33 protein-coding genes and 2 pseudogenes are annotated in these 24481 nt (G+C 46.4%); 6 read left to right on the top strand and 29 right to left on the bottom strand.

What is annotated here, in order from left to right:
- Positions 1–154 precede the first annotated feature (154 nt).
- The 3 genes from GKO28_RS15810 (at position 155) to GKO28_RS15805 (ending at position 2104) form a co-directional block, all read left to right on the top strand.
- The gene (locus GKO28_RS15810) at positions 155–778 is read left to right on the top strand and encodes a PEP-CTERM sorting domain-containing protein (protein WP_182077006.1); all 624 of its coding nucleotides are present in this window, start codon (positions 155–157) and stop codon (positions 776–778) included.
- 536 nt (positions 779–1314) lie between these two features.
- On the top strand, positions 1315–1494 hold the full coding sequence (locus GKO28_RS20435) for a hypothetical protein (protein WP_247646853.1): 180 nt from the start codon (positions 1315–1317) through the stop codon (positions 1492–1494).
- On the top strand, positions 1418–2104 hold the full coding sequence (locus GKO28_RS15805) for a crotonase/enoyl-CoA hydratase family protein (RefSeq protein WP_247646591.1): 687 nt from the start codon (positions 1418–1420) through the stop codon (positions 2102–2104). Before GKO28_RS20435 ends, GKO28_RS15805 begins: the two co-directional genes overlap by 77 nt.
- Positions 2105–2270: 166 nt before the next feature.
- Here GKO28_RS15805 and adk read toward each other — a convergent pair.
- The 16 genes and pseudogenes from adk to GKO28_RS20425 all read right to left on the bottom strand — a co-directional run bounded on the left by adk (position 2271) and on the right by GKO28_RS20425 (position 11069).
- Positions 2271–2929, bottom strand: a pseudogene (adk, locus tag GKO28_RS15800) (adenylate kinase).
- Between the two features lie 70 nt (positions 2930–2999).
- The gene (locus tag GKO28_RS15795; RefSeq protein ID WP_182077005.1) at positions 3000–3383 is read right to left on the bottom strand and encodes an MAPEG family protein; all 384 of its coding nucleotides are present in this window, start codon (positions 3381–3383) and stop codon (positions 3000–3002) included.
- Between the two features lie 14 nt (positions 3384–3397).
- Complete coding sequence (gene kdsB / locus GKO28_RS15790) at positions 3398–4177, bottom strand: 3-deoxy-manno-octulosonate cytidylyltransferase (protein ID WP_374220773.1); 780 nt, start codon at positions 4175–4177, stop codon at positions 3398–3400.
- Positions 4174–4353: a Trm112 family protein gene (locus GKO28_RS15785; RefSeq protein ID WP_173534433.1), complete on the bottom strand. Its 180-nt coding sequence runs from the start codon at positions 4351–4353 to the stop codon at positions 4174–4176. The genes kdsB and GKO28_RS15785 overlap by 4 nt, the downstream gene beginning before the upstream one ends.
- Positions 4343–4558, bottom strand: a complete 216-nt coding sequence (locus GKO28_RS21820) for a tetraacyldisaccharide 4'-kinase (protein WP_282099340.1) — start codon at positions 4556–4558, stop codon at positions 4343–4345. The genes GKO28_RS15785 and GKO28_RS21820 overlap by 11 nt, the downstream gene beginning before the upstream one ends.
- A gap of 7 nt (positions 4559–4565) precedes the next feature.
- Positions 4566–5102 carry a tetraacyldisaccharide 4'-kinase gene (gene lpxK / locus GKO28_RS21815; RefSeq protein ID WP_282099339.1) on the bottom strand — a complete coding sequence of 179 codons (537 nt, stop codon included), beginning with the start codon at positions 5100–5102 and terminating at the stop codon, positions 4566–4568.
- Positions 5068–5391 carry a tetraacyldisaccharide 4'-kinase gene (locus tag GKO28_RS21810; RefSeq protein WP_282099338.1) on the bottom strand — a complete coding sequence of 108 codons (324 nt, stop codon included), beginning with the start codon at positions 5389–5391 and terminating at the stop codon, positions 5068–5070. The genes lpxK and GKO28_RS21810 overlap by 35 nt, the downstream gene beginning before the upstream one ends.
- A 684-nt stretch (positions 5392–6075) precedes the next feature.
- On the bottom strand, positions 6076–6558 hold the full coding sequence (locus GKO28_RS15775; RefSeq protein WP_182077003.1) for a hypothetical protein: 483 nt from the start codon (positions 6556–6558) through the stop codon (positions 6076–6078).
- 214 nt (positions 6559–6772) lie between these two features.
- Entirely contained in the window at positions 6773–7009 is a 237-nt protein-coding gene (locus GKO28_RS15770) for a hypothetical protein (protein ID WP_182077002.1), read from the bottom strand.
- Positions 7010–7023: 14 nt separating this feature from the next.
- On the bottom strand, positions 7024–7461 hold the full coding sequence (locus tag GKO28_RS15765) for a glutaredoxin family protein (RefSeq protein ID WP_182077001.1): 438 nt from the start codon (positions 7459–7461) through the stop codon (positions 7024–7026).
- A 402-nt stretch (positions 7462–7863) separates the two neighbouring features.
- Positions 7864–8733 carry a hypothetical protein gene (locus GKO28_RS15760; RefSeq protein WP_182077000.1) on the bottom strand — a complete coding sequence of 290 codons (870 nt, stop codon included), beginning with the start codon at positions 8731–8733 and terminating at the stop codon, positions 7864–7866.
- Between the two features lie 214 nt (positions 8734–8947).
- On the bottom strand, positions 8948–9460 hold the full coding sequence (locus GKO28_RS15755) for an ankyrin repeat domain-containing protein (RefSeq protein ID WP_182076999.1): 513 nt from the start codon (positions 9458–9460) through the stop codon (positions 8948–8950).
- A gap of 8 nt (positions 9461–9468) precedes the next feature.
- On the bottom strand, positions 9469–9750 hold the full coding sequence (locus GKO28_RS15750; RefSeq protein WP_307839116.1) for a GH-E family nuclease: 282 nt from the start codon (positions 9748–9750) through the stop codon (positions 9469–9471).
- 129 nt (positions 9751–9879) lie between these two features.
- Positions 9880–10305: a biopolymer transporter ExbD gene (locus tag GKO28_RS15745; RefSeq protein ID WP_173534436.1), complete on the bottom strand. Its 426-nt coding sequence runs from the start codon at positions 10303–10305 to the stop codon at positions 9880–9882.
- A gap of 151 nt (positions 10306–10456) precedes the next feature.
- A complete protein-coding gene (locus GKO28_RS20430) occupies positions 10457–10807 on the bottom strand; it encodes a MotA/TolQ/ExbB proton channel family protein (RefSeq protein ID WP_247646590.1) in 351 nt (116 codons plus the stop codon).
- Positions 10764–11069: a MotA/TolQ/ExbB proton channel family protein gene (locus tag GKO28_RS20425; RefSeq protein ID WP_247646589.1), complete on the bottom strand. Its 306-nt coding sequence runs from the start codon at positions 11067–11069 to the stop codon at positions 10764–10766. The genes GKO28_RS20430 and GKO28_RS20425 overlap by 44 nt, the downstream gene beginning before the upstream one ends.
- A gap of 489 nt (positions 11070–11558) precedes the next feature.
- Here GKO28_RS20425 and GKO28_RS15735 point away from each other — a divergent pair, with 489 nt between their 5' ends.
- On the top strand, positions 11559–12893 hold the full coding sequence (locus tag GKO28_RS15735; RefSeq protein ID WP_182076998.1) for an NCS2 family permease: 1335 nt from the start codon (positions 11559–11561) through the stop codon (positions 12891–12893).
- Positions 12894–13125: 232 nt separating this feature from the next.
- On the opposite strand, the gene GKO28_RS15730 is transcribed toward GKO28_RS15735, so the two are convergent.
- The 11 genes from GKO28_RS15730 to uxuA all read right to left on the bottom strand — a co-directional run bounded on the left by GKO28_RS15730 (position 13126) and on the right by uxuA (position 21055).
- Positions 13126–14073: a sugar kinase gene (locus tag GKO28_RS15730; protein ID WP_182076997.1), complete on the bottom strand. Its 948-nt coding sequence runs from the start codon at positions 14071–14073 to the stop codon at positions 13126–13128.
- A 196-nt stretch (positions 14074–14269) separates the two neighbouring features.
- Positions 14270–14791, bottom strand: coding sequence for a TRAP transporter large permease subunit (locus GKO28_RS21805; RefSeq protein ID WP_203564216.1), 522 nt, complete (start codon positions 14789–14791; stop codon positions 14270–14272).
- Positions 14754–15335, bottom strand: a complete 582-nt coding sequence (locus GKO28_RS21800; protein ID WP_203564215.1) for a TRAP transporter large permease subunit — start codon at positions 15333–15335, stop codon at positions 14754–14756. Before GKO28_RS21800 ends, GKO28_RS21805 begins: the two co-directional genes overlap by 38 nt.
- Positions 15301–15552 carry a TRAP transporter large permease subunit gene (locus tag GKO28_RS21795; RefSeq protein WP_203564214.1) on the bottom strand — a complete coding sequence of 84 codons (252 nt, stop codon included), beginning with the start codon at positions 15550–15552 and terminating at the stop codon, positions 15301–15303. Before GKO28_RS21795 ends, GKO28_RS21800 begins: the two co-directional genes overlap by 35 nt.
- Positions 15553–15564: 12 nt before the next feature.
- Positions 15565–15723 carry a TRAP transporter small permease subunit gene (locus tag GKO28_RS21790; protein WP_182076996.1) on the bottom strand — a complete coding sequence of 53 codons (159 nt, stop codon included), beginning with the start codon at positions 15721–15723 and terminating at the stop codon, positions 15565–15567.
- A 17-nt stretch (positions 15724–15740) separates the two neighbouring features.
- Positions 15741–16046 carry a TRAP transporter small permease gene (locus tag GKO28_RS21785; RefSeq protein ID WP_182076995.1) on the bottom strand — a complete coding sequence of 102 codons (306 nt, stop codon included), beginning with the start codon at positions 16044–16046 and terminating at the stop codon, positions 15741–15743.
- Between the two features lie 342 nt (positions 16047–16388).
- Positions 16389–17372, bottom strand: a complete 984-nt coding sequence (locus tag GKO28_RS15700) for a TRAP transporter substrate-binding protein (RefSeq protein WP_182076994.1) — start codon at positions 17370–17372, stop codon at positions 16389–16391.
- A gap of 91 nt (positions 17373–17463) precedes the next feature.
- On the bottom strand, positions 17464–18894 hold the full coding sequence (gene uxaC, locus GKO28_RS15695) for a glucuronate isomerase (RefSeq protein ID WP_203564213.1): 1431 nt from the start codon (positions 18892–18894) through the stop codon (positions 17464–17466).
- A 251-nt stretch (positions 18895–19145) separates the two neighbouring features.
- Positions 19146–19322: an SDR family oxidoreductase gene (locus GKO28_RS21780; protein WP_307839039.1), complete on the bottom strand. Its 177-nt coding sequence runs from the start codon at positions 19320–19322 to the stop codon at positions 19146–19148.
- An 11-nt stretch (positions 19323–19333) separates the two neighbouring features.
- Entirely contained in the window at positions 19334–19912 is a 579-nt protein-coding gene (locus GKO28_RS15690) for an SDR family NAD(P)-dependent oxidoreductase (protein WP_282099336.1), read from the bottom strand.
- Positions 19913–19999: 87 nt separating this feature from the next.
- Positions 20000–21055, bottom strand: a complete 1056-nt coding sequence (gene uxuA, locus GKO28_RS15685) for a mannonate dehydratase (RefSeq protein ID WP_182076992.1) — start codon at positions 21053–21055, stop codon at positions 20000–20002.
- 185 nt (positions 21056–21240) lie between these two features.
- Here uxuA and GKO28_RS15680 point away from each other — a divergent pair, with 185 nt between their 5' ends.
- A complete protein-coding gene (locus GKO28_RS15680) occupies positions 21241–21933 on the top strand; it encodes a FadR/GntR family transcriptional regulator (protein ID WP_182076991.1) in 693 nt (230 codons plus the stop codon).
- A 459-nt stretch (positions 21934–22392) separates the two neighbouring features.
- Positions 22393–23755: pseudogene (gene xseA / locus GKO28_RS15675) on the top strand (exodeoxyribonuclease VII large subunit).
- Here the strand turns inward: xseA and GKO28_RS15670 are convergent.
- Both GKO28_RS15670 and GKO28_RS15665 read right to left on the bottom strand, forming a co-directional pair.
- Positions 23715–23870 carry a hypothetical protein gene (locus GKO28_RS15670; protein ID WP_203564211.1) on the bottom strand — a complete coding sequence of 52 codons (156 nt, stop codon included), beginning with the start codon at positions 23868–23870 and terminating at the stop codon, positions 23715–23717. The pseudogene xseA and the gene GKO28_RS15670 sit on opposite strands and share 41 nt — an antisense overlap.
- A gap of 108 nt (positions 23871–23978) precedes the next feature.
- Complete coding sequence (locus GKO28_RS15665; protein ID WP_182076990.1) at positions 23979–24449, bottom strand: GNAT family N-acetyltransferase; 471 nt, start codon at positions 24447–24449, stop codon at positions 23979–23981.
- Between the last annotated feature and the right edge of the window lie 32 nt (positions 24450–24481).

The following is a 24481-nucleotide window of genomic DNA, read 5'->3' as shown; positions in this document are numbered from 1 at the left end:
TCATTAAATAAGGAATTAATTAATTACCACTTATCAAAAAATTTAACACTCATTCTTGCTTTGTTACACACATCAATTTAAAACTAGAGCTAATAAACCGCCTCAATAATTTAATTTGAGACTTGCCCACTTTAAACTGCGTACGGAGCATGTAATGAAACACCTCAAAAAAATTGCTGTTATTGCCGCTCTACTAAGCACCTCGTCTTTTGCGCAGATTTCCGCAAGCGGGCAAATTATCAGCGGCACCACATTCAGCACTAATGATGCATTCCAGTTTTTTAATAATTCGACAGCTGGAGAATACATCACTTCATTAACTTGGGACTTAACACCAATTGGCGGTTTTTTTGACACTACCACAGCGACGCCAGGAACAAGTCCTTCTGGCTTAATAATTAACACTTCAACAGGCGGTGTTTCAGCAATGGCACCAAGCAATACCGCTTTAGATGGCAAACAGCAAGTAACCTTTAGTTTTTTAGGCAATACATTCTCGGCAGGGCAGAAATTTATTTTTGGTGTTGATACTGATTTACTAAGCTGCATTGATTGCAGCGGGATTGATGGCGCAGGTTTTATTGGCGCAAAGGTTGCTGCGACATTCTCTGATGGACAAACTCGCTATGGCACCTATACCGCCAGTAATCAAGCTGGCTTTGGTTCACTCGTAAAAATTACGCAGCCTGTTCCTGAGCCAGAAACCTATGCTCTAATGGGGCTTGGCCTAGTCGGACTATTCGCTGCACGCAACCGTAAATCACGACAAGTGAAGTAAATGTTAGTTGTTGCTGGCCAATAAAAGACGACATTTATGTCGTTTTTTATTGGCCACGACCCATTGCTTACCAGCTATCTCTACCAACATTAAAAACCATTCATTCAAAATTCAAATTTCCTCAATCGAAGCTAAATTAGAAAATTATTAAATTTAAATAAAATAATTCATTTCACCCTATCAAATTCATCTTCAGTACAAGATCAGCACCGACAATAAAAAAACATTTCTGAATTTTTTCATCATATTTGACCGCATTATTTTCAGTTTTAAATACCAAAATACAGCATCGCTAAAAAAAATTAACCACGCCTTTCAAAGCAGCTTACGGCAGCAAATATACCCGCGAATATCCATCTCCCCTTTAAATTGCATACCGTCGCATAAATGACAACGCCAATGTGTTTCAAACAACTGTTTTTATTCTTTCTTTGCCGATCTCTGGCACAATCTTTGAGCACAGAAATAAGCAAGCTTGCCGCTCGATCCAACCCGCTAAACTGGCGCAAATGCGCCCCTTATCAAAGAGTCATTGCATGCCTAATTTACACTTAGAGATCAAAGGCCCAATTGCCTACGTTGCACTCAATCGCCCAGAAAAACGCAATGCAATGTCGTTTTCACTACTGATGGATTTAATTGAAACGCGCCAAACAATTAAAGAAAAACAAGCAAATTCGCTGCGTTATCCTTCTAGGGCAAGGGGAATCTTTTAGCGCGGGTATCGATTTGAACGACTTAAATCAAGCTAAAAATCGCTGGTTTGCAATGTGGCAACTGATCAAGCCGGGGCAAAGTGTGTTTCAAAAAGCATTTCTAATTTGGCAAACGCTGCCATTTCCGGTGATCGCCGTTTTGCATGGCCATTGTTTTGGTGCCGGCATGCAGCTCGCTTTAGCGGCTGACTTTCGAATTGCCGCACCAGATTGTCAACTATCCATTATGGAAAGTCGCTGGGGGCTGGTGCCCGATATGGGTATTACACAAACGCTACGCGGATTGGTCGCCAGTGATGTCGCCAAAGAGCTCACCTTTACTGGGCGTATTTTGAGCGGCACCGAAGCCAAGACGCTGGGATTAATTAGCGCAGTCGATGAGAACCCGTTAATTGCGGCCACTGCAATGGCAGAGCGTTTATGCCGACAGTCGCCCGACGCTTTGCACGCCGGCAAGCAAGTACTCAATGCCATGCACCTCAAGCCAAGCAAAGCCTTACGTCTAGAAAAAATCTGGCAACTTAAATTACTACTAGGGAGAAATAGTCGCTTAGCGCGTAAAGCCAGCAAAGACCTCACGGTTCAGTTTGCCCCGCGCCAGTACGATTAACTGCCCTTCTCTACGCCCGTACGATTGTGATCGTGATTGCATATGGCGGTACTTAAAGCGCATCTGCCCAAAAAAACAGCAACATCAAAAAAAATTTTTCAGACGTAAAAAAACCACTTCTTATCGAAGTGGTTTTTTGCATTTAAACCGGCAAGCTCAGCGCCGCTTATGCGCCCAACGCTTTGAGCGTTTGCTCACGCACCACATCAACCGCTTGCGTGCCATCGATTTTGATGTATTTCGGTGCATTGCCATGGCCAGAAGCGGCCAATTTACCGTAAAAATCAACCAAGACTTCGGTTTGTTCGTGATAAACGCCCAAACGCTTTAAGACCACGTCTTCTTTATCGTCATCACGCTGTACCAAAGGCTCGCCAGTCTCATCATCAATGCCTTCCACTTTCGGTGGATTGTATTTGATGTGGAAAGTACGGCCCGAAGCCACGTGCACACGGCGGCCGGCCATACGATCAACGATATTGGCGTCTGGCACGTCGATTTCAACCACGTAATCAATATCAACACCCGCTGCGATCATCGCTTCAGCTTGTGGAATCGTGCGTGGAAAGCCATCAAACAAGAAACCATTGGCGCAATCGGCTTGTGCAATACGCTCTTTAACCAGACCAATAATAATGTCATCGCGCACCAAACCGCCGGCATCCATAATGGCTTTTGCTTCTAGCCCTAAGGGCGTGCCTGCTTTAACCGCAGCGCGCAGCATGTCGCCAGTCGAGATTTGTGTGGAATGCCAAATTGTTCGCGGATAAAGTTCGCCTGTGTCCCTTTACCAGCGCCTGGCGCGCCCAAAAGAATTAATCGCATGGTGTTTTCCTAGTGGTTTGAAAGTACGAATACTCAGTAGTGCTCAACGCAAATAGAATATTTCTTATATTTAAAACAAGGTATTAAAAAACAAAGCCAGCGCAGCAATCAGCATGGTCATCAAAGTGAGCATCATCCCAGCAACACGGAATTTAAGCTTCTCTTTAAGCTGACTAATCGCATAAGCATGCAAGATTCGGCCTAATAATAAAGCCAAACCCAAGCCTTGTAATAATAAATGCGCCGCATTTTGCATTTCGAGTAAAAACAACAACAGCAAGCAAAACGGCACGTACTCGGCAAAATTAGCATGCGCCCGAATGGCCCGATTTAACTCGGGTTGTTGTTGATCCCCCAAAGCGGCGCTAAATTTTCGTCGCAGCTTAATCACGCGAAAGGTCAAATACAAATAGAGCAGGCACAGCAATGCGGCGTAGAAAGCGACAATTTGCATATCAACCTCGCTGATTAGCCCTGCTGGGCAACGATTGCGCGCACTCGCGCTAGATCTTCAGGGGTATCAACCCCAGCGGCAGGCGCGCTACTGGCAATATGCACGCCAATCGCAAAGCCATGCCACAGCACGCGCAATTGCTCTAGCGCCTCAACTTGCTCGAGCGGCGACACGGCTAAATCACGGTACTGGCGTAAAAAGCCCGCTCTATAAGCGTATAGGCCGATATGCCTTTGCGCGCCTAGATTAGCGGGCAATACCCAGTCGGCATCTTCATTGTCAGCAGCAAAAGCATCGCGGTGCCACGGCATCGGCGCGCGGCTAAAAAACAGCGCTTTTTGCTGTGCATCGCAGACCACTTTCACCGCATTGGGATTAAAAAATTCTTCCGCATCGGTAATCGGGTGACTCGCGGTGGCCATGGCCCAACTTGGATTGGCGCTCAGCGCTGCGGCTACGGCATTGATAAGTTCTGGATCAATCAAAGGCTCATCGCCTTGCACATTGACCACAATGGCGTCATCAGGCAGTTCCAAACGATCCACCGCTTCGGCCAATCGATCGGTGCCAGACGCATGATCAGCTCGCGTTAACAACGAGGCGTAGCCCGCCAAAGTCACTGCGTCTTGAATCGGCATCGCGTCGGCAGCCACCACCACCATAGAGGCATTTGAGCGCAAAGCTTGCTCAACCACCCGCACCACCATCGGTTTGCCACCAATATCGGCCAAAGGCTTATTGGGCAAGCGCGTTGAATTAAGCCGCGCCGGAATAATCGCCACAAAGCTCATTATTCAAACTCTTCTGGGCTAAGTTCGCGCGCTTCGCTCACCAGCATCACCGGGATGCCGTCTTTAATTGGGAATGCCAAACGATCTGCTTTGGAGATCAACTCTTGCTTGGCCTTATCGTAAATCAAAGGGCCTTTTGAAACTGGGCTCACTAGAATTTCCAGTAGCTTAGCGTCCATTTTGATACTCCGTAATTGCAGATAAAGTAGCTTGCAGCCATTGCGCCAGATTCGGTTCAATCTGCGCTGTCACTGGCAAGACCCAGATTCTATCACCGTCTGCCATTAAATTTAAGGCAGCGAGCTTCACCGCGTCCTTTTCCGTAACGATCATCGCGCCGCTAGCGGGCAAATCGGCAGCGCAAAAAGCATGATGATCGGGCATTGCTTGCTCAATAAACTGGTAATTCAAACCGCGTAGCGTGGCAAAAAAAACGCGCAGGATTACCCATCCCCACCATCGCCGTCAGCGATTCACCAGCAAAATCCGCCGCGTAGCGCTTGATCTCGGGGTGGTGTAATTGATAGCAAGCACTCGCCGCTAATTGCATCACAAACTGCGGCGGGTATGGCTCGCCAAGCAAGTCTAAATCTGGCTTACCATTCAATACCACCGCCGAAACTTGCCCTAAGCGGCCACGCGGCTCGCGCAGCGGCCCAGCCGGCAAACGTAAACCATTACCTAAACCGCGCGCGGCATCAATCACACACAACTCAATATCGCGCGCCAAAGCATAATGCTGCAAACCATCGTCACACAAAAGCACATTCACCGCCGGATGTGCTGCCAGCAACGCCTGCCCCGCGCTGGCGCGCTGCCTTGCGACAAACACCGGCACCTGAGTTGCCCGCGCCAATAGCAGCGGCTCATCGCCCACCACCGCCGGATCGCTATCAACCGTCACCGCCAGCGGCGTATGGCGATTCATCGCCGCTGCGGGCATAGCCGCGAGAAATAATCCCGACCTGCCAACCTAGCTGCGTTAATTGCTGCGCCAGATAAATCGTCAACGGCGTTTTACCCGTGCCGCCAACCGTGATATTGCCCACCACCACCACCGGCACCGGCAAACGCGTCGAGTGTTTGATTTTGAGTTGAAACAGCAGCGCATTGAGCTTAGCGAGTAGCGCAAACAGCATGGAAAGCGGCCACAGCAAAACCGCCCAAATCGTTAGGCGGCCATACCAAATTCGGTTGAGAAAAGATTCAATATTCATAAACACATCATCGTAGGGTGGGTTAGCCGTTAGGCGTAACCCGCCAATTGGATTCAGACAGAACAACAGCGGATCAGCGCATCAGCGGATCAGCGCATCAGCGCATCAGCGCAGATTAATAAAACCAAGCCACGCAACACGGCGTGAGTCACGCGACGCAGCCTTGTGGGGGAAGGCTGAGATGGGTGCGTTGCGCTACACGCCGTCGTATCACCCTAACCCTCTCCCATCAAGGGAGAGGGAATGCCGCGATGCTTTAACCAGCATCAACACACAACCTGAAAACCACAAAAAAAAGATGTATAGCCCGCCAAGCCTTGTCAAACATGCCCCACAAGGAAATACCCCCACGTAGGGCGGGTTAGCCGAAGGCGTAACCCGCAAATTCAGCAATCAAAGGGGTCAGACTCGATTGATTCCACGGAAAACTAGAAATCAATCGAGTCTGACCCATTTGATTTTATAATCATCGTGGTGTGCCTGATTCGCGTCTTTATAAAGGGTAAATTCGACCCAAACAATCAAGGGTATATCTTTGTGAGCACTACTTAACAATGTCTATATTAGTATACCTAAGCAATATTTTGGCTTAGGTGCGGCGCATAGCACTGAGCGTTGCAGACTCAACTCGTGCCATTGTGCCCAACATGCAAAACGGCGTTTGGGATCGCCAATCCAGTCAAACTAACGAGACAGCCTAAACAAAGTTGCCCAAGAGTCCGATCCAGCACCATCAAACTCACTATCCAACACATCAGCTATTTCAAATAACTTTAATTTCATCTGGGATAAATTAACATTTTCCCCAGGAAAAAATATAGTTACATCAAAATCAATAATTATTCGTTCTAAGAACCCGAGTAATACATCAATACAGCCCCGTGGTAACGGGCCCATTAAATACTCAATCCTTAAAGAGTCAATCATCCCTCCATTGCCTTCTGAAATGTCCTCATCAGTGACATAGGGCTCAACACCCTTAAAAAATAATGTAATACTAAATACACTCTCAGCTTGCCAAGGTTTCGGTTTATCTGTTCTAGGACAAAAGTAGAAATCATCCATTAACACCAAACCAAAGGCAATTGCCCAGCGGTGGAAAGTTTCACGCTTAATTGATTTACCGAACTTTAAATCAATCTCCGTACTTTCATGAAAATCACTCATTAAATACACCTCATCAGTACCTAAAAACTAATATCTATAAGGATCCAAAGCTCTATGCTGATCAGGGGTTAACTCCCTTAAATTCCTTGGTCCATTACTCCCTCCATTTCTTTGTGGGTCAACATGATGTAACTCACGACTTTCCATCTTTCCTGTATTTGTGAATCAAATAAAATCAAAGGGGTCAGAGTCGATTGATTCAAAACGTTTTCTATCACGCCCGATCTGTAGTGTTATTAATTTTCATTTCGGCATCAAATGCTTGCCGCTCCAAAGTAAGCTCTTGCTTGATTTCGATTTTAACCTTGGCACACACTGTCTCTTCCGCCTGTGCCGGTGCGACCGCAATCAGCAACGCACACCATGCCGCAGCGCAAAGTTGAGTTGAACCTCGTTGTAAAGTCAAAATAGAAATCCCTCGCACATCAGCCAAGCCATTCGCTAAATTCATAAACCACATCCCGTTTAAACCGCACCGCGCTGCAACAGCGCCAGAAACTCATCACTATCAAAACCATCACTCATCATTTTGCCGCGCACCAAGAGCAAAGGCGTTCCACTCGCGCCATAGCTGGTAAATTCACGCTCGCAACGCGCATCAATGCTCATATTGCATTCGGTAAACACAAAGCCCTGACTATCCAGCCACACTTTAGCTTGATGGCAGTAAGTGCATTCGGTCGTCGTGTACATCACCACATCGCTCGGTTTCAAGCTCGCCGCTAACTGACTGATCTGCTCGCTCGATAAGTCAGTTTTGACGCTAGCCGCGCCTTTCAAGCCATTCACCCCGCCCCACACCAAGCCTGCCACCAACAATACAGTAATCATCCAACCCCAAGGCCAAGCCGCGGACTCAGCGCGCTGCACCGGACGCGCTACTTCACGTGGAGCTGACTCCATGACTTTGGCATACGCCACACCGCACGCTGGGCACTGCCAATCGGGTGCAGTTTCATCGACACGGCGAACATGGCGACATTTGGGGCAGGTTTGTATATCGCCTCCTATGTTAAAGCTTTCATCATCGTGGCTTGGCTGATTCAGGTCTTATTAAAGAGTAAATCCAAGCCTAACAATCAAAGGTATATCTTTGTATACATTACTGAATAATGCCTAGATCAATATACCTAAGCAGCACTGCGGCTTAGTGGCGGCAGATAGCATTGAGCGTCGCAGACTCAACTCGTACCATGATCGCATCAATACGCGCAGCTTTTATCACCCGACGAAAACTATTACGGCATATGCGGTATTCGGTCGTTAGCCGTATCCTCGTGCGCACTTAGTCACATAAAATTGTGATCAATTGCTGTTTTTGCGTTCAAGTACCATTTTCTTTAATTCACCAAGAATGGGTTCGTATTCCTTTTTATTATCCAAGTAGACATGCGTCAAAGATGGTAACAACTTAAGCGGAGCAAGATTGTTATCCAAAATAGGGGAACCTATGATTACTAAATGCTCTAATTTTTTCAAATTACTTATTGCGTGCACTCCTTGCAAAGAACCCGCTTTATCAATAATTAGCTTTTTCAGATGTACTAATTTTCCAAGTGCCACATAGTCATGTATTTTTTTTGTATTTTTCAACTCAAAACTCTGAAGCAGATTTAGTTTAATCAGCGCATTAATATTATGTAATGCAGGACAATATGACAACACAACGCAGGAAAGTTTTTTGCATGCTTCAATGCCTTCCAACGAGATTAACTTCTTAGCCTGTATAATTTCCAATGATTCGAGTTCTGGGTAGCCTTCAAGAATTGAAAGATCAGATTCACTAAAATTCCATATAGCAAGATTGTGAAGATTAGCTAGACCAATTTTAGGAAGACACTTATTCTTTCCTGCTTGAAGACGTAAATGTCTTAGTTTCGACAATCCAGCCAATTGAATTGAAGTATCCACATTGCCAATGGATAAATACTCCAAACTTTCAATTTTCTCGACATTGGAAATATCAACCCCTTGCAAATCATCAATTGCCAATATTTTTAGATCTTCAAACTTTTCTAAGCATGCCAAACTATGACCTGTATACCCTCGAAATTGAGAAATAAATAAACCATCAACCTCTCGGTTGCTAATGGCACTCAAAGCAGCGTCTAAATTAGAAGCCGTGAGACACCATAATTGGTGCTCCCCAAATTTCAAAATATTCGCAGCATTCATCAGTATTTCGCTCCTGGAGAATTAATCCGATTGTAATTATTTGGATTTTGCACACCACCATCGTTCTTGATTCGTTTGTGCTCTGCCTTAAAGGAGTCGTAATCATTTTTCTCTGCCTTGTGATTAACGGAATCAAAGGGGTCAGAGTCGATTGATTTCCAAGCACAAGAAAAGAGCAATCAAAGGGGTCAGACTCGATTGATTCCACGGAAAACTAGAAATCAATCGAGTCTGACCCCATTGATTTCCTAACGCCTAAATAATCCTCAAATTTTTTCTGCAATTCAAAATCACAAACCTCACGTGAAAAACTTAATGGTGAATTATTATTCATATCGCAATGAAGTGGGTTTGAACCAAATTTAAGCAATAATTCAACACTAGTATAGTCCCCTTTAGGTAACCATGAGGCATACCATAATGCTTCACGATTTAAGTCATCAAGTGCAGCAACCTCCGCACCAGAATTAAGTAACAATTCAACAATATCATGCTGTTTTGTTTCAGCTGCCACATGAAGTGCTGACCGACCTTTTTTTGATTGTCTATTTATATCAATACCTAATTTTATAAGTAGTTCAACAGCGTCTTTTTGTTTCCATGCTATAGCATGAATTAGCAAATTCTCACCATGTTTGTTTAACATATTAACGTCAGCACCTTGCTTGATTGCTGCCTGTACAGATTCAACCTCACCACATCTAACAGCTTGGAAAATATCAAACATATTATGAACTACCTTTCTGGGCGTTTATTATCACTACGATTCGAGCTTGGTAATTCAGGTCGATAATTTTTAGGGTCGCGATATTCATTTATAAATTCTTCTTTGGTCATTTTCCCTTCCATATATTTTTGGTGTTGTTGATCAGCATAGGAAATCAAAGGGGTCAGAGTCGATTGATTTCCAAGCACAAGAAAATACCAATGTATTTTCCGCCAAGCATTGTCAGTCAAGTACCCACAAGCAAATACATCACCCATAAAGAATGGATAGCCAAAGAAGGTGTAAGCCACCAATTCAACACTGATTTAAACGCTGTATCCCGCGTGCGCAAATCAAGATTTGCACACCCTACAAGGCTAAATCATTCCAGCTCTACACAAAAAACGGCGCCGCAGCGCCGTTTTTAACGATCAATCCAATCACTTCTGCCCACTGGTCTGCGTGGCAAACGTCAGCTTGCCGTAGCCGGCGACCCTTGCCGCTTCCATCACGTTGACGACGTTTTGGTGGCTAGTTTGCGCGTCGGCGTTGATGACGATCATCGGCTCGGCGTTGCTGCCGGCGGCGCGGCGCAGTTGTACCGCGAAATCGTCGGGGCTATTAAATTGCGCGGGTTGGCCGTTAATCATTAACTGCCCATTGCCCGAAATGCCCACTTGGATCGATTGCGGTTGTTCTTCTTGCTTCACGGCATCGGCCGTAGGCAGGTTGATTTTCAGCTCGGCAAACTTGGAATACGTGGTCGTTGCCATCAAGAAAATCAAAATCACCAACAGCACGTCGATCAAGGGAATAAAGTTGATTTCCGGATCGATGCGGCCACGACGGCCTTTATTGAATTTCATAAGGTTTTGCCTTCTTCATGATGAGAAGCTAAAAACGAGCGAAAAGGTCAAAGACAAGAAACAAAGCTGGGGAGAAACCAGAGTTTACTCATGTAAATGAGGATTTCGAACCCGCTTTGTGACGCAGTATTTGGCCTTTGCAGCCGTTTTTTTATTGGTGGCGTTCGCCGTGGACAATCTCAACCAGCTTAATCGCCTGCTGCTCCATCTCAACAATAAAGTCATCGACCTTGCTGGCAAAATAGCGATAAAACATCAACGCTGGCACCGCAACGATAATCCCGAAAGCGGTGTTATACAGCGCAATTGAAATCCCGTGCGCCAAAGCGGCTGGATTACCGGCGCCACTTGGGGCTTGCGAACCAAAAATCTCAATCATCCCGATCACGGTACCAAACAAACCCAATAGTGGGGTCACCGCAGCCAGCGTACCTAAAGTCGACAAATAGCGATTTAAGTCATGAGCAACGGCGCTGCCGGTTTCTTCGATTGATTCTTTCATGATTTCGCGTGAGCTTTTTACGTTTTTCAAAGCCCGCCGCCAACACCTTGCCCAAGGGGCTAGACGCTGACAATTTATTCAAACTTTCTGCCGTCACGCCTTGGCTACGATACTCTTGTACCACTTTGGCCAAAGTACCTTGCGGCAACACCAATGTTTTACGTAAGGACAGCAAACGCTCAATAATAATGGTCACCGTTGCAATAGAAGCAGCGATAATCAGCCAGATGGGCCAGCCTGCGGCCTCGATGATAGCGAGCATAATAAAAACCTTGATTAGACGAATGGCAAATGGCAAAACCGCGTAACTTTAGCCCGAATACGGTGTAAGGGGAAGGGTTAGCGCTGAAGATTTAAATAAGATTCACACTGCGCGCAAACGAAATGCGATTCCAAGGCCAATATTTGCGATTTCCCCAGCCGTGCTGCACGCTTCGTGCCTTGCCTTAGGCCAAAATCGCGCAAACGCGGTTGGTAAACCAAATATCAACAAACCCTAGCATCGTCAAAAATTAAGCCCCAAAAAAACGCGTAAAAATCCTCACACACAAATTTGCAAGCCCCTACGATGTAAATGCTCAATACAGCCTTTAGCGCCAGATTGCTTTAGAATTGTCTATTAAACACGTCTGTAATCCATCTTTTCCGTACACACTTAAGCCAGTATCGCCGATGCGTTAGGGTGGAGCACGACGCAAGAAATAGTCGATTAACGACTTATTTTATTTTTAGTTTTTATTTTGAGAACCCCATGAATCAAGCGCCCTCTCCCGCCGAGTCTACGAGTCTACTCGAGCGTTTTTTTAAACTACAGCGCCATGGCTCTGATGCCAAAACCGAGTTCATCGCTGGGGTCACTACCTTTTTGACGATGGTGTACATCATCTTTGTCAATCCGCAGATTTTGTCGAACGCGGGCATGGACCCACAAGCGGTGTTTGTGGCCACTTGCGTGGTGACAGGGCTGAGCTGCATTTTAATGGGGGCCGTTGCCAACCTACCCATTGCCATTGCACCAGCAATGGGGCTGAATGCCTTTTTTGCTTTTGTGGTCGTCACTGGCATGGGCTATTCGTGGCAAATCGGTATGGGCACGATTTTTTGGGGCGCACTGGGCATGCTGATCCTAACGCTATTGCGTGTGCGTTACTGGCTGGTGGTCAACATTCCACATAGCTTGCGCGTCGGGATTACCGCCGGGATTGGCTTGTTGATTGCCTTGATTGGCTTACAAAACACCGGCATTGTGGTGGCTAATCCAGCAACAATGGTCGCCGTGGGCAATTTAGCGTCGATCCCTTGTATTTTGGGCGCTTTGGGCTTTTTTATTATTTGTATTTTTGCGCAAAAAGGCATTCATTCTGCCGTTTTGATCTCGATTGCGGTCACGACCGCCTTGGGTTACTTTTTGGGCGACGTCAGCTTTAAAGGCGTGGTGGCAATGCCACCAAGTATGTCGCCAGTGCTGGGTCAGCTCGATTTAATGGGCTCGCTCGACATTGCTTTGGCAGGGGTGATTTTTTCATTCTTACTGGTCAACTTGTTTGATTCGTCGGGCACTTTAATTGGCGTAACCACTCGCGCCAATATGGTTGATGAGCAAGGCCGTTTTCCACGCATGAAGCAAGCGATGGTGGTGGATAGCTTAAGCTCGATCAGCGGCGCGGTGCTCGGCACTTCGGCCACATCGGCGTATATCGAGAGCACTTCGGGCGTGGCTGTCGGCGGGCGTACCGGCTTAACGGCGATTGTGGTTGGGGTGTTATTTTTGCTGGCGGTGTTTTTCTCGCCACTGGCAGCCATGGTGCCAGGCTATGCCGCTGCGGGTGCAATGATTTTTGTCGGCGTATTGATGTGCTCTGAATTGGCCAAAGTCAATTGGGAAGACCTCACCGAAGCCGTACCGTCTTTTATTGCGGCCGTGATGATGCCGTTTACGTTTTCGATTACCGAGGGCGTAGCGATGGGCTTTATTGCGTATTGCGTGATGAAAACCGGTACCGGCCGCTGGCGTGAAATCCACCCTTGCTCATGGATTGTGGCGGGTTTATTTGCGCTTAAGTTTTTCTGGGTAGACGCACACTAAAGCGTTGTGATCGCACTTAGCACTGATCACACTTAGCGCTGTTCACACTCAAAAAAAAGCCTTACCCCGAGTCCATCGGGATAAGGCTTTTTTTGCTTGTGTCTCTGCTCTAGCCGATTTTTGTAGGGCTACGTTCAAGCGAGCGCATACCTTGGATCGTCGGCTAAAGCCGACCCTACAACATCATCTACAACATCATTGGCTTTCTGAACGCCAGACATCAGCAAACTGTTTAACCTTTTGCCACAGCCTGCGCGCTCGGCATATTTTCACGCGGAATAATCGCGCCCGGATGCTGAATCACCACCCCGGCCAAACGATGCGCCTGCAGCGCTGCCGCTGAATAATCCATGCCTTGCAAACGCGCGGCCAAATAGCCCGCAGCAAATGAGTCACCTGCCGCCGTGGTATCCACCACTTTAGTGACGGGCTCGGCCGAAATTTCAATTTGCATTTGTTCAGTAGCGACAATACACGCGCTACCACCGCGCTTAATCACCACCTCAGTCACGCCGCACGCTTGAGCTCGCGCAATCACCGCCGCGACCGATTCTTCGCCATACAGCGCCACTTCATCATCCAGCGTTAGCAAAGCAATATCAGCCAATTGCAAAATAGCGCGGTAATTGGCTTGCGCCACTTCGCGGCTTTCCCACAAACGCTGGCGGTAGTTATTATCAAACACAATTTGACTACCTGCGGCCTTGGCTTTTTGCAGCTCAGCCAATAACACCGCGCGATCAGCGGCGCTTAAAATCGCCAGACTAATCCCTGACAAATAAATCATCCGGCACTCTGCCAAACCAGCCAACACGCTAGGCGCTGCGGGATGCTGCAGCCAATATTTGGCAGCCGAATCGCTGCGCCAGTAATGAAAATGCCGCTCACCATTGTCTTCGGTTTCAATCAAATACATGCCGGGCAATCGGCACTGATCTTGCAATACCCAATCGGTACAAATTTGCTCGTCCTGCCAAGCTTGCATCATTTCATGGCTAAAGCCATCCACGCCTAAAGCGGTTACATAACGCACTTCAAACGCAGCATCGAGCTGGCGCGCCAAATAAATCGCGGTATTGAGCGTATCGCCACCAAAGCGATAATTTAAATGCGCGGGCTCGCGGCGCAGTTCGATCATACATTCGCCGATTAAAGCGATACCTTGTGCTGTTTTATTCATAATGAGATCACTTCCATTCAAATCGACGGCACTGCAAATACCGTCAAAACGCTACGTTAATTAAGCAAGCACAAGGGCTTGCTATAAATATAAGTGTGGGTATATCTATAGGCCTTTTATATGTTGAATAACTCGGGCGGCGGCCAGCCGCACGCCGAAGTAGACCTAAAGATTGAATTATTCGTAACCGAACAAATTAGGAATAAACATTGAAACTTCTGGCACAAAAATCACCAACAACAACGCCACCGCAATCGCGCCGTATAAAGGGCAACAAGGGCTTAATGACTTTTTCGATCGATACTTTAGCCACCGAACAACCGATAAATAGCGAACTCCCCACCGGTGGTGTGCAAATCCCTAAGCACAGATTAAAAGTCATCATGACCCCGAAATGAATCGGATTCATGCCCAATTCAACCACGGCAATTGGGTAAAAAATCGGGGTAAAAATCAAAATCGCGGGGGTCATATCCATAAAGAAACCGACCACCAAAAACACCAAATTGATAATTAATAAAATGATGATTGGATTATCCGAGATCGCCAATAAACCATCACTAATGGTCGCTGGAATATCAGTAAATACCATCGCATAGCTCATCCCCATTGAAACGCCAATCAATAGCATCACAATTGAAGTCACCAAGGCCGATTCCAAAATAATGCTGGGTAAATCTTTAAGGCTTAAATCGCGGTATAAAAAAGTCAGCGCCAAGCAAATACACCACGGCAATGGCCGAAGCTTCAGTCGGCGTGCAAAGACCCGACAAAATACCGCCCATAATGATGATAATCAGCATTAAAGAAGGAATCGCGGCTTTGCCGTAAAAAATAAAGTCTTTTAATGTTGGTTTTTGCTCCGCCACATAACCGCATTTTCTCGCGATTAAACCGGCAATCACCATCAAAGCACCGCCCCACAACATACCTGGCAAATAACCCGCTAAAAACAGCGCAGCGACTGACGTGCCACCGGACACCAAGGAATACACAATAAAGGTATTGGAAGGTGGAATCAGCAAACCCACTGGCGCAGAAGCAATATTCACCGCCGCCGAAAACGCCGGATCATAACCTTCTTTTTTTTGTAGTGGCGCCATCACCCCACCCACTGCCGCTGCTGATGCAACAGCCGAGCCAGACAATGCACCAAACATCATATTGGCCAGCACATTGCAATGCAGTAAAGGACCCGGCAAACGCCCCCCCAGCACTTTGGCAAAATTAATCAAGCGAATCGCCAAACCACCACGATTCATAATATTGCCGGCCAGAATAAAAAAATGGAATCGCTAATAAACCAAAGCTATCTAATCCCGACGCCATTTTTTGCGCCATGGTCATCAAACTCGACGTCAGCGGAATATCTGCAGCAAACACCAAAGTGGCAATTGACGACAAACCAATGGCAAATGAAACGGGTAAACCCAAGAAAATCAAAACAAAAAAACAAACCAAATAAAACCGACAGCGCAAACCAATCCATGATTATGCTCCTTGTAACTGTGGCGCTTTCATTGCTTGCAGCAAATCATTCAAGCTATAAAAAGTGATGGCTAAACCATTGAGGGGAATCGCTAAATAGATAATCCACATCGGGATATGCATCGCACTAGACACTTGGCCTTGGGTATTAAGCATGGCCATATACCCGCCCATTACCATCACCGAAACAGAAAAAAAACAATCACTAAGCAATGAATCAATCGATCAGACCATACTTTGCGACGACCACTTAAACGACTAGTTAATAAATCAATCGCCAAATGTCGTTTCTGTCCATGCGCCAAAGAAGCACCAAACAAACCCACCCAAATAAAAATAAAACGAGCGCCTTCGTCGGTAAATGTACTATTCACCCCCATCCAACGCGCCAACACTTGCCAAATAATACAAATGAGCAACATTGAAAAAAGAAAAATAATCAATTTGGATAAAGCATAATCCAAGCAGCGTTTAATCAATTCCATAATATTATCCTTAACCACTTATAAATATATTTACAACTAGCCGTACAACCTTATCTTGGCATTACCCGTCTCTGTATCGAGCTCATCGTAACGCGCACGTTTATAGATAACCTTCGTACGACTTAATGACAAAACAATTTATCAAGAGATAATTAATTCTCGACACATAATCATCAACGATTTATGCGCTGCAATAATTGCGATAAAACAAAGAAATAATTAGAATTTTAGACTGCAAGATGTAATTAATTACATCCAGCAATGGATGAAAAAAAAAACAAAAATACTTAATCCAAACTTTAAAGTATTTATGCTTTATCCCCAATTGACTTCGCTATTAAATTAACGACCTAAGGCGCGGATTTTTTCAACTTGCTCATAAGTTGCAGGATCACTCACTTTGAGCTTATCAAAAATAGGTTTCACTGCTTCTTGGAATGGTTTTTTATCTACCGCAACCACACTCACACCCATTTTTTTAGCTTTATCCAATTCAACCTTTTCGCTGGCAGCCCATACCGTGCGCATTTTATTGGTTGATTCTTCAGCCGCTTGTAAAATGGCTTTTTTATTTGCATCCGATAATTTATTCCATACCTTAGTCGACATCACCAATACATCAGGCACCATAGTGTGTTCGTCTAAGCTAAAAAATTTAGCCACTTCGCTATGGCGATTTAAGGTAAATGAAGGTGGATTATTTTCAGCACCATCAACCACCCCTTGTTGCAACGAGGTATACAACTCACCAAACGACAATGGCGTTGGGTTTGCACCCATCACAGTGAGCATTTCAATCGCTGTTTTACTTGGCTGCACGCGGATTTTCATGCCTTTTAAATCGGCGGGTGATTTAATTGGTTTTTTGGCATAAAAACTACGCGCACCACCATCGTAATAAGCAATTCCAATAAAGCCTTTAGATGCTGAAGACGCTAAAATATCTTTACCAATCGGGCTAAACAATACTTTGTAAAAGTGATTGCTATCATTAAAAATATACGGATAGTTAAATACACTATATGGCTTGTGGAATACTTCTAGCTCAGAAGCATTGGATTTTGCCAAAGCAATCGCGCCATTTTGTACTTGCTCTAATGAATCTTTTTGATCGCCCAATGAGCCATCAGGATAAATACGAATAAGTACATCGCCTTTAGATAATACTTTGGCGCGCTCGGCAAAATACTGCATCGAGATATGCACTGGATGCTGAACACTTTGATTGTGGCTTAATTTCATTCTCACCGCAGATATTGCTGGCGCAGAAACAAACCCTAAAATTACAGCAGAGGCGATCATTTTATTTAATAATGTTTTTTTCATGATTGAATTACACCCTTAATTAAAGAAAACCATTCCAAATATCTAAATAACTAAAACCTAAACCAGCAATCGAACCTGCATTTAATTTTTCTTAGTGATCTATCGCAGGCGATTGACTATTTTTTATAATGAGAAATATTTTTTTGGCGTTGTCATAGCACACACCACGAATAATTTGGCTTAATGCCTCATCGTCATGTGGATATTCGCCAGATTCCACCCAAGCGCCAACTTGGCGGCACAATAAACGGCGGAAATAATCATGCCGTGGGTAAGAAGCAAAACTACGGGAATCGGTCACCATGCCCACAAATGCACCAAATACCCCGTGATTGGCCAAGGTAATAAATTGCTGCAAATTGCCTTCTTTATGATCGTTAAACCACCAAGCGGGGCCAAATTGCACTTTGCCGGCAATCGAGCCATCTTGATAACAACCCATTAAAGTCGATAGCACTTCATTTAAATTCGGATTTAAACAAAACAGCATAGTTTTAGGCAAACATTGCTGGACATCGAGCGTATCGAGTAAATGCGCCAAACCCAATGAAACATCCATACCAGAAATCGCGTCATAACCGGTATCGGCACCGAGTCGTATCAATTGGCGTTGGTTATTATTGCGCTGCGCGCCAATGTGTAAACACATCGTCCATTGCTGGGCGGCATAATGCGGAGCCAATTGCGCCAATATGGCAAATAGATATTGCGATTGCGCGGCGGATGATAGCAATTGACCGGCCAGGCGCTGCTGGAAAATCACCTCTAATTCGGTATCACTGATGATTTGATGCGGCAAAGCCAAATCAACGGCATGATCACTAATACGCGCGCCGTGCAAATGGAAAAACTCAATTCGCTGTGCCAGTGCCGTAATTAATTGTTTAAATGAATAGATTTCAACACCACTGCACTGGCTTAACGTCGCTAAATAATCAATAAATCCAGCGTCATTAATGCGCATGGCTTTATCCGGGCGAAACGCCGGTAATACACGAGTATTTAAAGACGAATTAGCAATGTGTTGATGGTCAAGCAAATCATCCGCCGGATCATCGGTGGTACAGGCGATTTCAACATTGGCCTGTTTAAGCATCGACCAGCTATCCATCTGGGCTAACTTAGCGTTAATGTCGGACCAGAGTTGCGGTGCGTTTTTGGCATTAATTAGGGTATCAATGCCAAAAATGCGGCGTAGTTCTAAATGCGACCAGTGATAAATTGGATTGCCAATCGCTTGCGGTAAGGCAGAACAAAAGGCATTAAATTTGGCTTCGTCATCAGCGTCGCCAGTAATAAGCGACTCATCAATCCCGGCACTACGCATTAAGCGCCATTTATAGTGATCACCACCCAGCCAAAGCTCGGTCATATTGCGCCACGATTTTCGGTTGGCGATTTCATCGGGGGGTAGGTGTGAGTGGTAGTCAATAATCGGTAAATCGGCAGCGATGTCGTGATAGAGCTGTTGGGCAACGCCGGTATCGAGCAAAAAATCCTGATCCATAAATGATTTCATCATGCTTTCCTTTTGCGACTGACCCGCTGTATGCCAGATCAATGCCGTGCATGGGTTTATTGCCATAAAGTAAGCGCAACGCGAATCGTTGCTGCATCGTGCCGTGCGCGCTCTGCGCCAAGCTGACAGCGATGATCTCAAACCTTACTCACACAACAAAACCATAATAATTACAATTTCAAACTTAAATCACTGGGTATTTAGATATGAGGCTTATCTAAAAAGAGCTGCATCTAAATACCCCTAGCAACAAATTAAACGCCGGAATACGCCGAGAAGCCGCCATCAATGGCAATTACCGTGCCATTCACAAAACCAGACGCTTCTTCGCTAGCAAGCCAGAGCAAAGTACCGACCAATTCGTGCGATTCACCAAAACGGCCCATCGGCGTTTGCTGAATGATTTTTTTGCGCGCGAGCGGTGAATTCACCACTCTGTTCATCAATCAATAATTTTGTGATTTTGCTGCGTCAAAAAGAAACCCGGTGCCAAAGCATTCACCCGAATACCGGCTTTACTAAAATGCACTGCTAGCCATTGCGTAAAGTTACTCACCGCCGCTTTGGCGGCGCTATACGCGGGGATTTTGGTCAATGGGCAAAACGCACTCATCGACGAAACATTGACGATGCTGCAACCGCTACGGCCAAGCATTTGCCGCGCAAACACTTGCGTTGGCAGCAAAGTACCGAGGAAATTGAGGTTAAACACAAACTCAACGCCAGCAGGATCAAGATCAAAAAAGCTAGTCAATTCTGGGTCGTCTAAACGATCAACATCCAAAAATTCTTGCCCCGTGGTGCCTTTAGGGTGATTGCCGCCAGCGCCATTGAGTAATAAATCACAAGGGCCCAACTCAGCCAACACCTGCGCCGCAGCGGCCTCGAGTGATTCACGCTGCAACACATTGCACGCCACGCCAATCGCCGTTGCGCCTAAATCACGAATTTGCTGTGCTGCGGCTTCTGCCGCTACTGGGTTCAAGTCCAAAATGGCAATTTTTGCGCCATTTTTGGCCAAGGGCCGCAGCCAATTCAGCGCATAACACCCCTGCGCCGCCGGTTACGACCGCAACTTTATTGTTTAAATCAATTTCAAATGGCAATTTCATTGTGCTTGCTCCTGTTTGGCTTTTTCAATCCCTTCCCATAAGCCATTCAAATACACCGCACCCAAGGCGCGATCATATAAACCGTAACCAGGCTTGCCGGTTTCACCCCAAATCATTCGGCCATGGTCTGGACGCACATAGCCTTCAAAACCCGCCTCAAAATAAGCACGAACAATCTGCCCCATATCTAAAGAGCCATCGCTCGATTTGTGGCTGGTTTCGTGAAAGTCGCCAGCGGCATTGACTTTGACATTACGTAAATGCGCAAAATGAATGCGGCCACGTCCGGCAAATTCACGAACCAATTCCACAATATCGTTATTGCAATCGGCGCCTAAAGAGCCTGAGCACAGCGTTAAGCCATTGGCTGGCGTATCAATCATCGCCAATAAGCGTTGCAAGTCTGCGCGGTTTTTAATAATGCGCGGCAAGCCAAAAATTGGGCGCGGCGGATCATCGGGATGCATCGCCATTTTGATGCCCACTTCGCTGGCCGTCGGAATAATGCCGTGCAAGAAGTAGCTCAAATGCGCCCACAAGGTTTCTTCATCAATGGGGGCGTATTCAGCCAATAGCGCTTTGAGCTCTGCTGGGGTGTAGCTGCTATCCCAACCCGGCAAAGAAATCCCTTGGTCTGGATCGATCTGGGCCACTTCAGCCACGCTAAACGCCAAGGTATTTGAACCATCGGGCAAAGGCATGCTGAGCGTAGTGCGCGTCCAATCAAACACCGGCATAAAGTTGTAGCAAACCACTTTTAAGCCGCACTGCGCCAAATTGCGTAATGTTTGGGCGTAATTGGCAATCAAACGATCACGGCTCGGTTTACCCAATTTAATGTCTTCGTGCACTGGCACGCTTTCGATCACTTCAAATTTAAGGCCGTGCGACTCGATGGTTTGTTTGAGCTTTTGAATATTTTCGACTGGCCAAACTTCGCCAACAGGAATGTCGTACACCGCAGAGACAATGCCATCCATACCAGGAATTTGACGGATATATTCCAGAGAAACCGGATCGCTTGCGCCGTACCAACGAAAAGTCATCTTCATTACTGCACTCCTTTAAATAGCCTGATGGCCTAGTGGTCAGACCAATTTTCAATGAAATCGATTATAATGATTCGAACACTCACCGCAAGTAAGGGATATCCTCTAGTGGATCCCACTTGTTTTATCGATACAGTGGCGCCGACTCCACAAGGAGCAGCCAAAGCATTCGCGCGACGGAGAAGTAAATGCCATTACCTATTATTAAAGCAGAACGACTGTACCAAAAAATCTCTAAGCTATTGATTCAACAAATCAAAGACGGCAAATTCATTGCCGGACAAGCGCTACCTGCCGAGCGAGACTTATCCCAGCAACTGGGCGTGAGTCGCTCATCGGTACGCGAAGCTTTAATCGTTTTGGAGATCTTAGGCTGGGTCGATATTCGAACCGGCAATGGCGTTTTTGTTAAAAATTTACTACCCGCCCAAGCCGAACCGAATGAATTTGATGAAATCAGCGTTGAAGAATTACTTAAGGCCCGAGAGCTCATCGAAGGTGAACTCGCAGCACTGGCCGCCATCAATGCCAGTGACGCGCAATTATTAGCGCTGCAGCAAGTGATGCAGCAAATGCAAGACAACGCCAAAGACAGCAGTGAATTTCATGATTTAGACATGAAGTTTCACTTTTTAATTGGCGAACTCACTGGCAATACGATTTTAGAAAAAATACTCAAAGACTTATGGAATCAACGTTACAGCGCGATATTTACCCGTTTTGAAGCACTTTGCGCTGATGACGTATCGGAAGTAATGCTGCTTGACCATCAAAACATCACCGCAGCATTAGTAAATCGCGACGCCAACGCCGCCCGCCAAGCCATGCGCACGCATTTGCAGCATGTCTACAGTAAATTATTCAAACCCAACTTCAGCTAACCGCATCCGACGCCAACTTGGCCAAACCCGCATTAGCGGATGGCCAAACTCGGCCCCCACCCTAAATACACGCAGTCCTAACGCAAAATACAGCGTGCGTTGGGCTTTAAAATTGAGCGTACTGCTGAGCCAAATTGAATGAGAACGCCTCAAGTCTTGTTAAAATGCAGATCTAAGCATTGGAATCAGCTGAAAGATTCGGTTCAGCAAGCACTTTATTGACAAAATGTAGTCCGTTTTTAATCCTCAGTTTCTGTGGACAATTTTGTGGGGAAGTGCTAAAAACGGGGCCAAAAGCGTGGTTTTAGTTTGATTTGTTTAGTTTGCCTAGATTTTAGGCAAAAACAATTAATAGATAAAAATCAACAACTTAACACCATCAAATAAACTACAACTTTAAAACATTATGCCAAGTGGCTTAGATTGGCGATTTTGTGGATTAATTAAGGCTGGATTCGCGTGAAAACTGATTTGTCAATAGCACAAAGTGCTGTATTTTCTGTCACGCAGCTGAATAGAAAAGTACGCACGCTTTTAGAGACTGGCCTGCCGCAACTTTGGGTGGTTGGCGAGATTTCTAATTTTAAGCGTTACGATTCAGGGCATTGCTACTTCAGCCTTAAAGATGCTGGCGCGCAGGTGCGCTGTGTGATGTTTCGCAATCGGGCGGGTTTACTCGATTTTCAACCGCGCGAAGGCTTGCAAGTTGAGGCGCGGGCGATTGTGACTTTGTACGAAGCGCGCGGCGATTTTCAGCTCACCATTGAAGCCATGCGCCCAGCGGGTTTGGGCGCCTTGTTTGAGCGCTTTGAAGCGCTTAAAAAGCAACTCGCTGGCGAAGGCTTGTTTGATCAAGACAATAAACGCCCACTGCCGCACTACCCCAAGGCCATCGGCATTGTCACCTCGCCGGCGGCCGCTGCGCTGCGCGATGTGCTGGCGACGCTGGCGCGCCGCACACCGAATACACCAGTGATTTTATACCCAACCCCAGTGCAAGGGCTGGATGCCGCGCCGCAAATTGCCAATGCCATTCGCACCGCCAGCCAGCGCGACGAAGTTGACGTACTGATTGTGTGTCGCGGTGGCGGTAGCTTAGAAGACTTATGGTCGTTTAATGAAGAAGTCGTCGCCCGCGCCATCGCCGCGTGCAATATGCCGGTAGTGAGCGGCGTTGGCCATGAAACCGACTTTACCATTTGCGATTTTGCCGCCGATTTGCGCGCCCCTACCCCAACTGCGGCCGCTGAACTGGTGAGCCGCAATCGGCAAGAACTCCTCAATTTATTACACCACCAGCAGCAACGATTGGTTCGGGCATTTGAGCGCGAGCTACACAATAAAATGCTGCAAGTCGATCAGCTCGGTCGCCGCCTACAGCATCCGGGGCAGAAACTCGCCCGCCAGCAAGCACAGCTGCAATTACTACGCAGCCGATTTACGCATCGTTTTCACAGCCAACTGATTGAGCGGCAAGAAGCGCTCAGCCGCCTGTCGTTGCGCCTGAAGCATCAAGCTCCCAATCTGCAACGCCAACAACTGCGCCTAGCGCAATTGCGCGCAGCCTTGCAGCGCGCTATGCACGGACAAATTCAAAGCCAGCGCCAGCAAATCGAGCAAGCCACGCTCAAACTCGCCCCATGGAATCCGCAAACGGGTGTTAGCGCGCGGCTACGCACTGGTGAGCCGAACCGATGGCACCCTCGTTCGCCAAGCCAGCGCAGTGCGCGCCGGTGACACACTCAATGTGCAATTTGCCGACGAAAAAATCAGCGTCAACGTCAACCAAGGAGTGGTTGAGCAAAAAGAGTTGCCAATCTAACGGTGATGTTTTGACTTTGGTTTGGCGTTGATGCTGTGCCGCGGCCGCCAGTAGGAAGATGAAAAACCGGCCCGAGCGCATCGAGTGCAAAAACAAAAACAAACAGTTTCATCATTTGGCTCGCGACCATCGAGGACGTCAGGAATGCGATGCACTCTGACATAGATGCTTATCAACAAGTTCTCTGGGCGTGGTAAACATACAGCATGACTCTGCGCGGGCATTAACAAGTGATTATTTCTTTAAGCATTAATGCATTTTGTAGCATTACACCGCGACAAACTGGGCATTTTCGCTGTTTGACATGAAAACCGTGAAATACAAAGAAGGGTTCTGCCGTTTTGCTCACGTCAGACGTTAATTCACTCACGTTTAATAACATTGCCTCTTCATGAATACGATTCATCAAAAAGGTTCCGATACCTTTTCGTGTGTGGTTGCCTGACACGTAGAAATGATCGATATAACCGTTAGCTTGGATGTCTGCATATCCAACTATTGCATTATCAATCGTAGCGACAAATGGCTGTAAAGCTTGGATATGATTGGCCCATAGCTTGAGGTCAATATCTACTGGAGCCCATGCTTGAATTTGTTCTTGCGTATAGTCGCGCGATGCCACTTCATGCACTGCTGATAAAAACACACGAAACAAAGCAATCTCATCCCCAACCTGAAATCTACGAATCTCCATTTATTTCCTTTTATTTATTGCGCCTGCCTGCA

The organism is Deefgea sp. CFH1-16, from assembly GCF_016881365.1.
Classification (GTDB): Bacteria; Pseudomonadota; Gammaproteobacteria; order Burkholderiales; family Chitinibacteraceae; genus Deefgea.
Note: the sequence above shows the minus strand (reverse complement) of the source record. Positions and strands in the feature narration are given on the sequence as shown.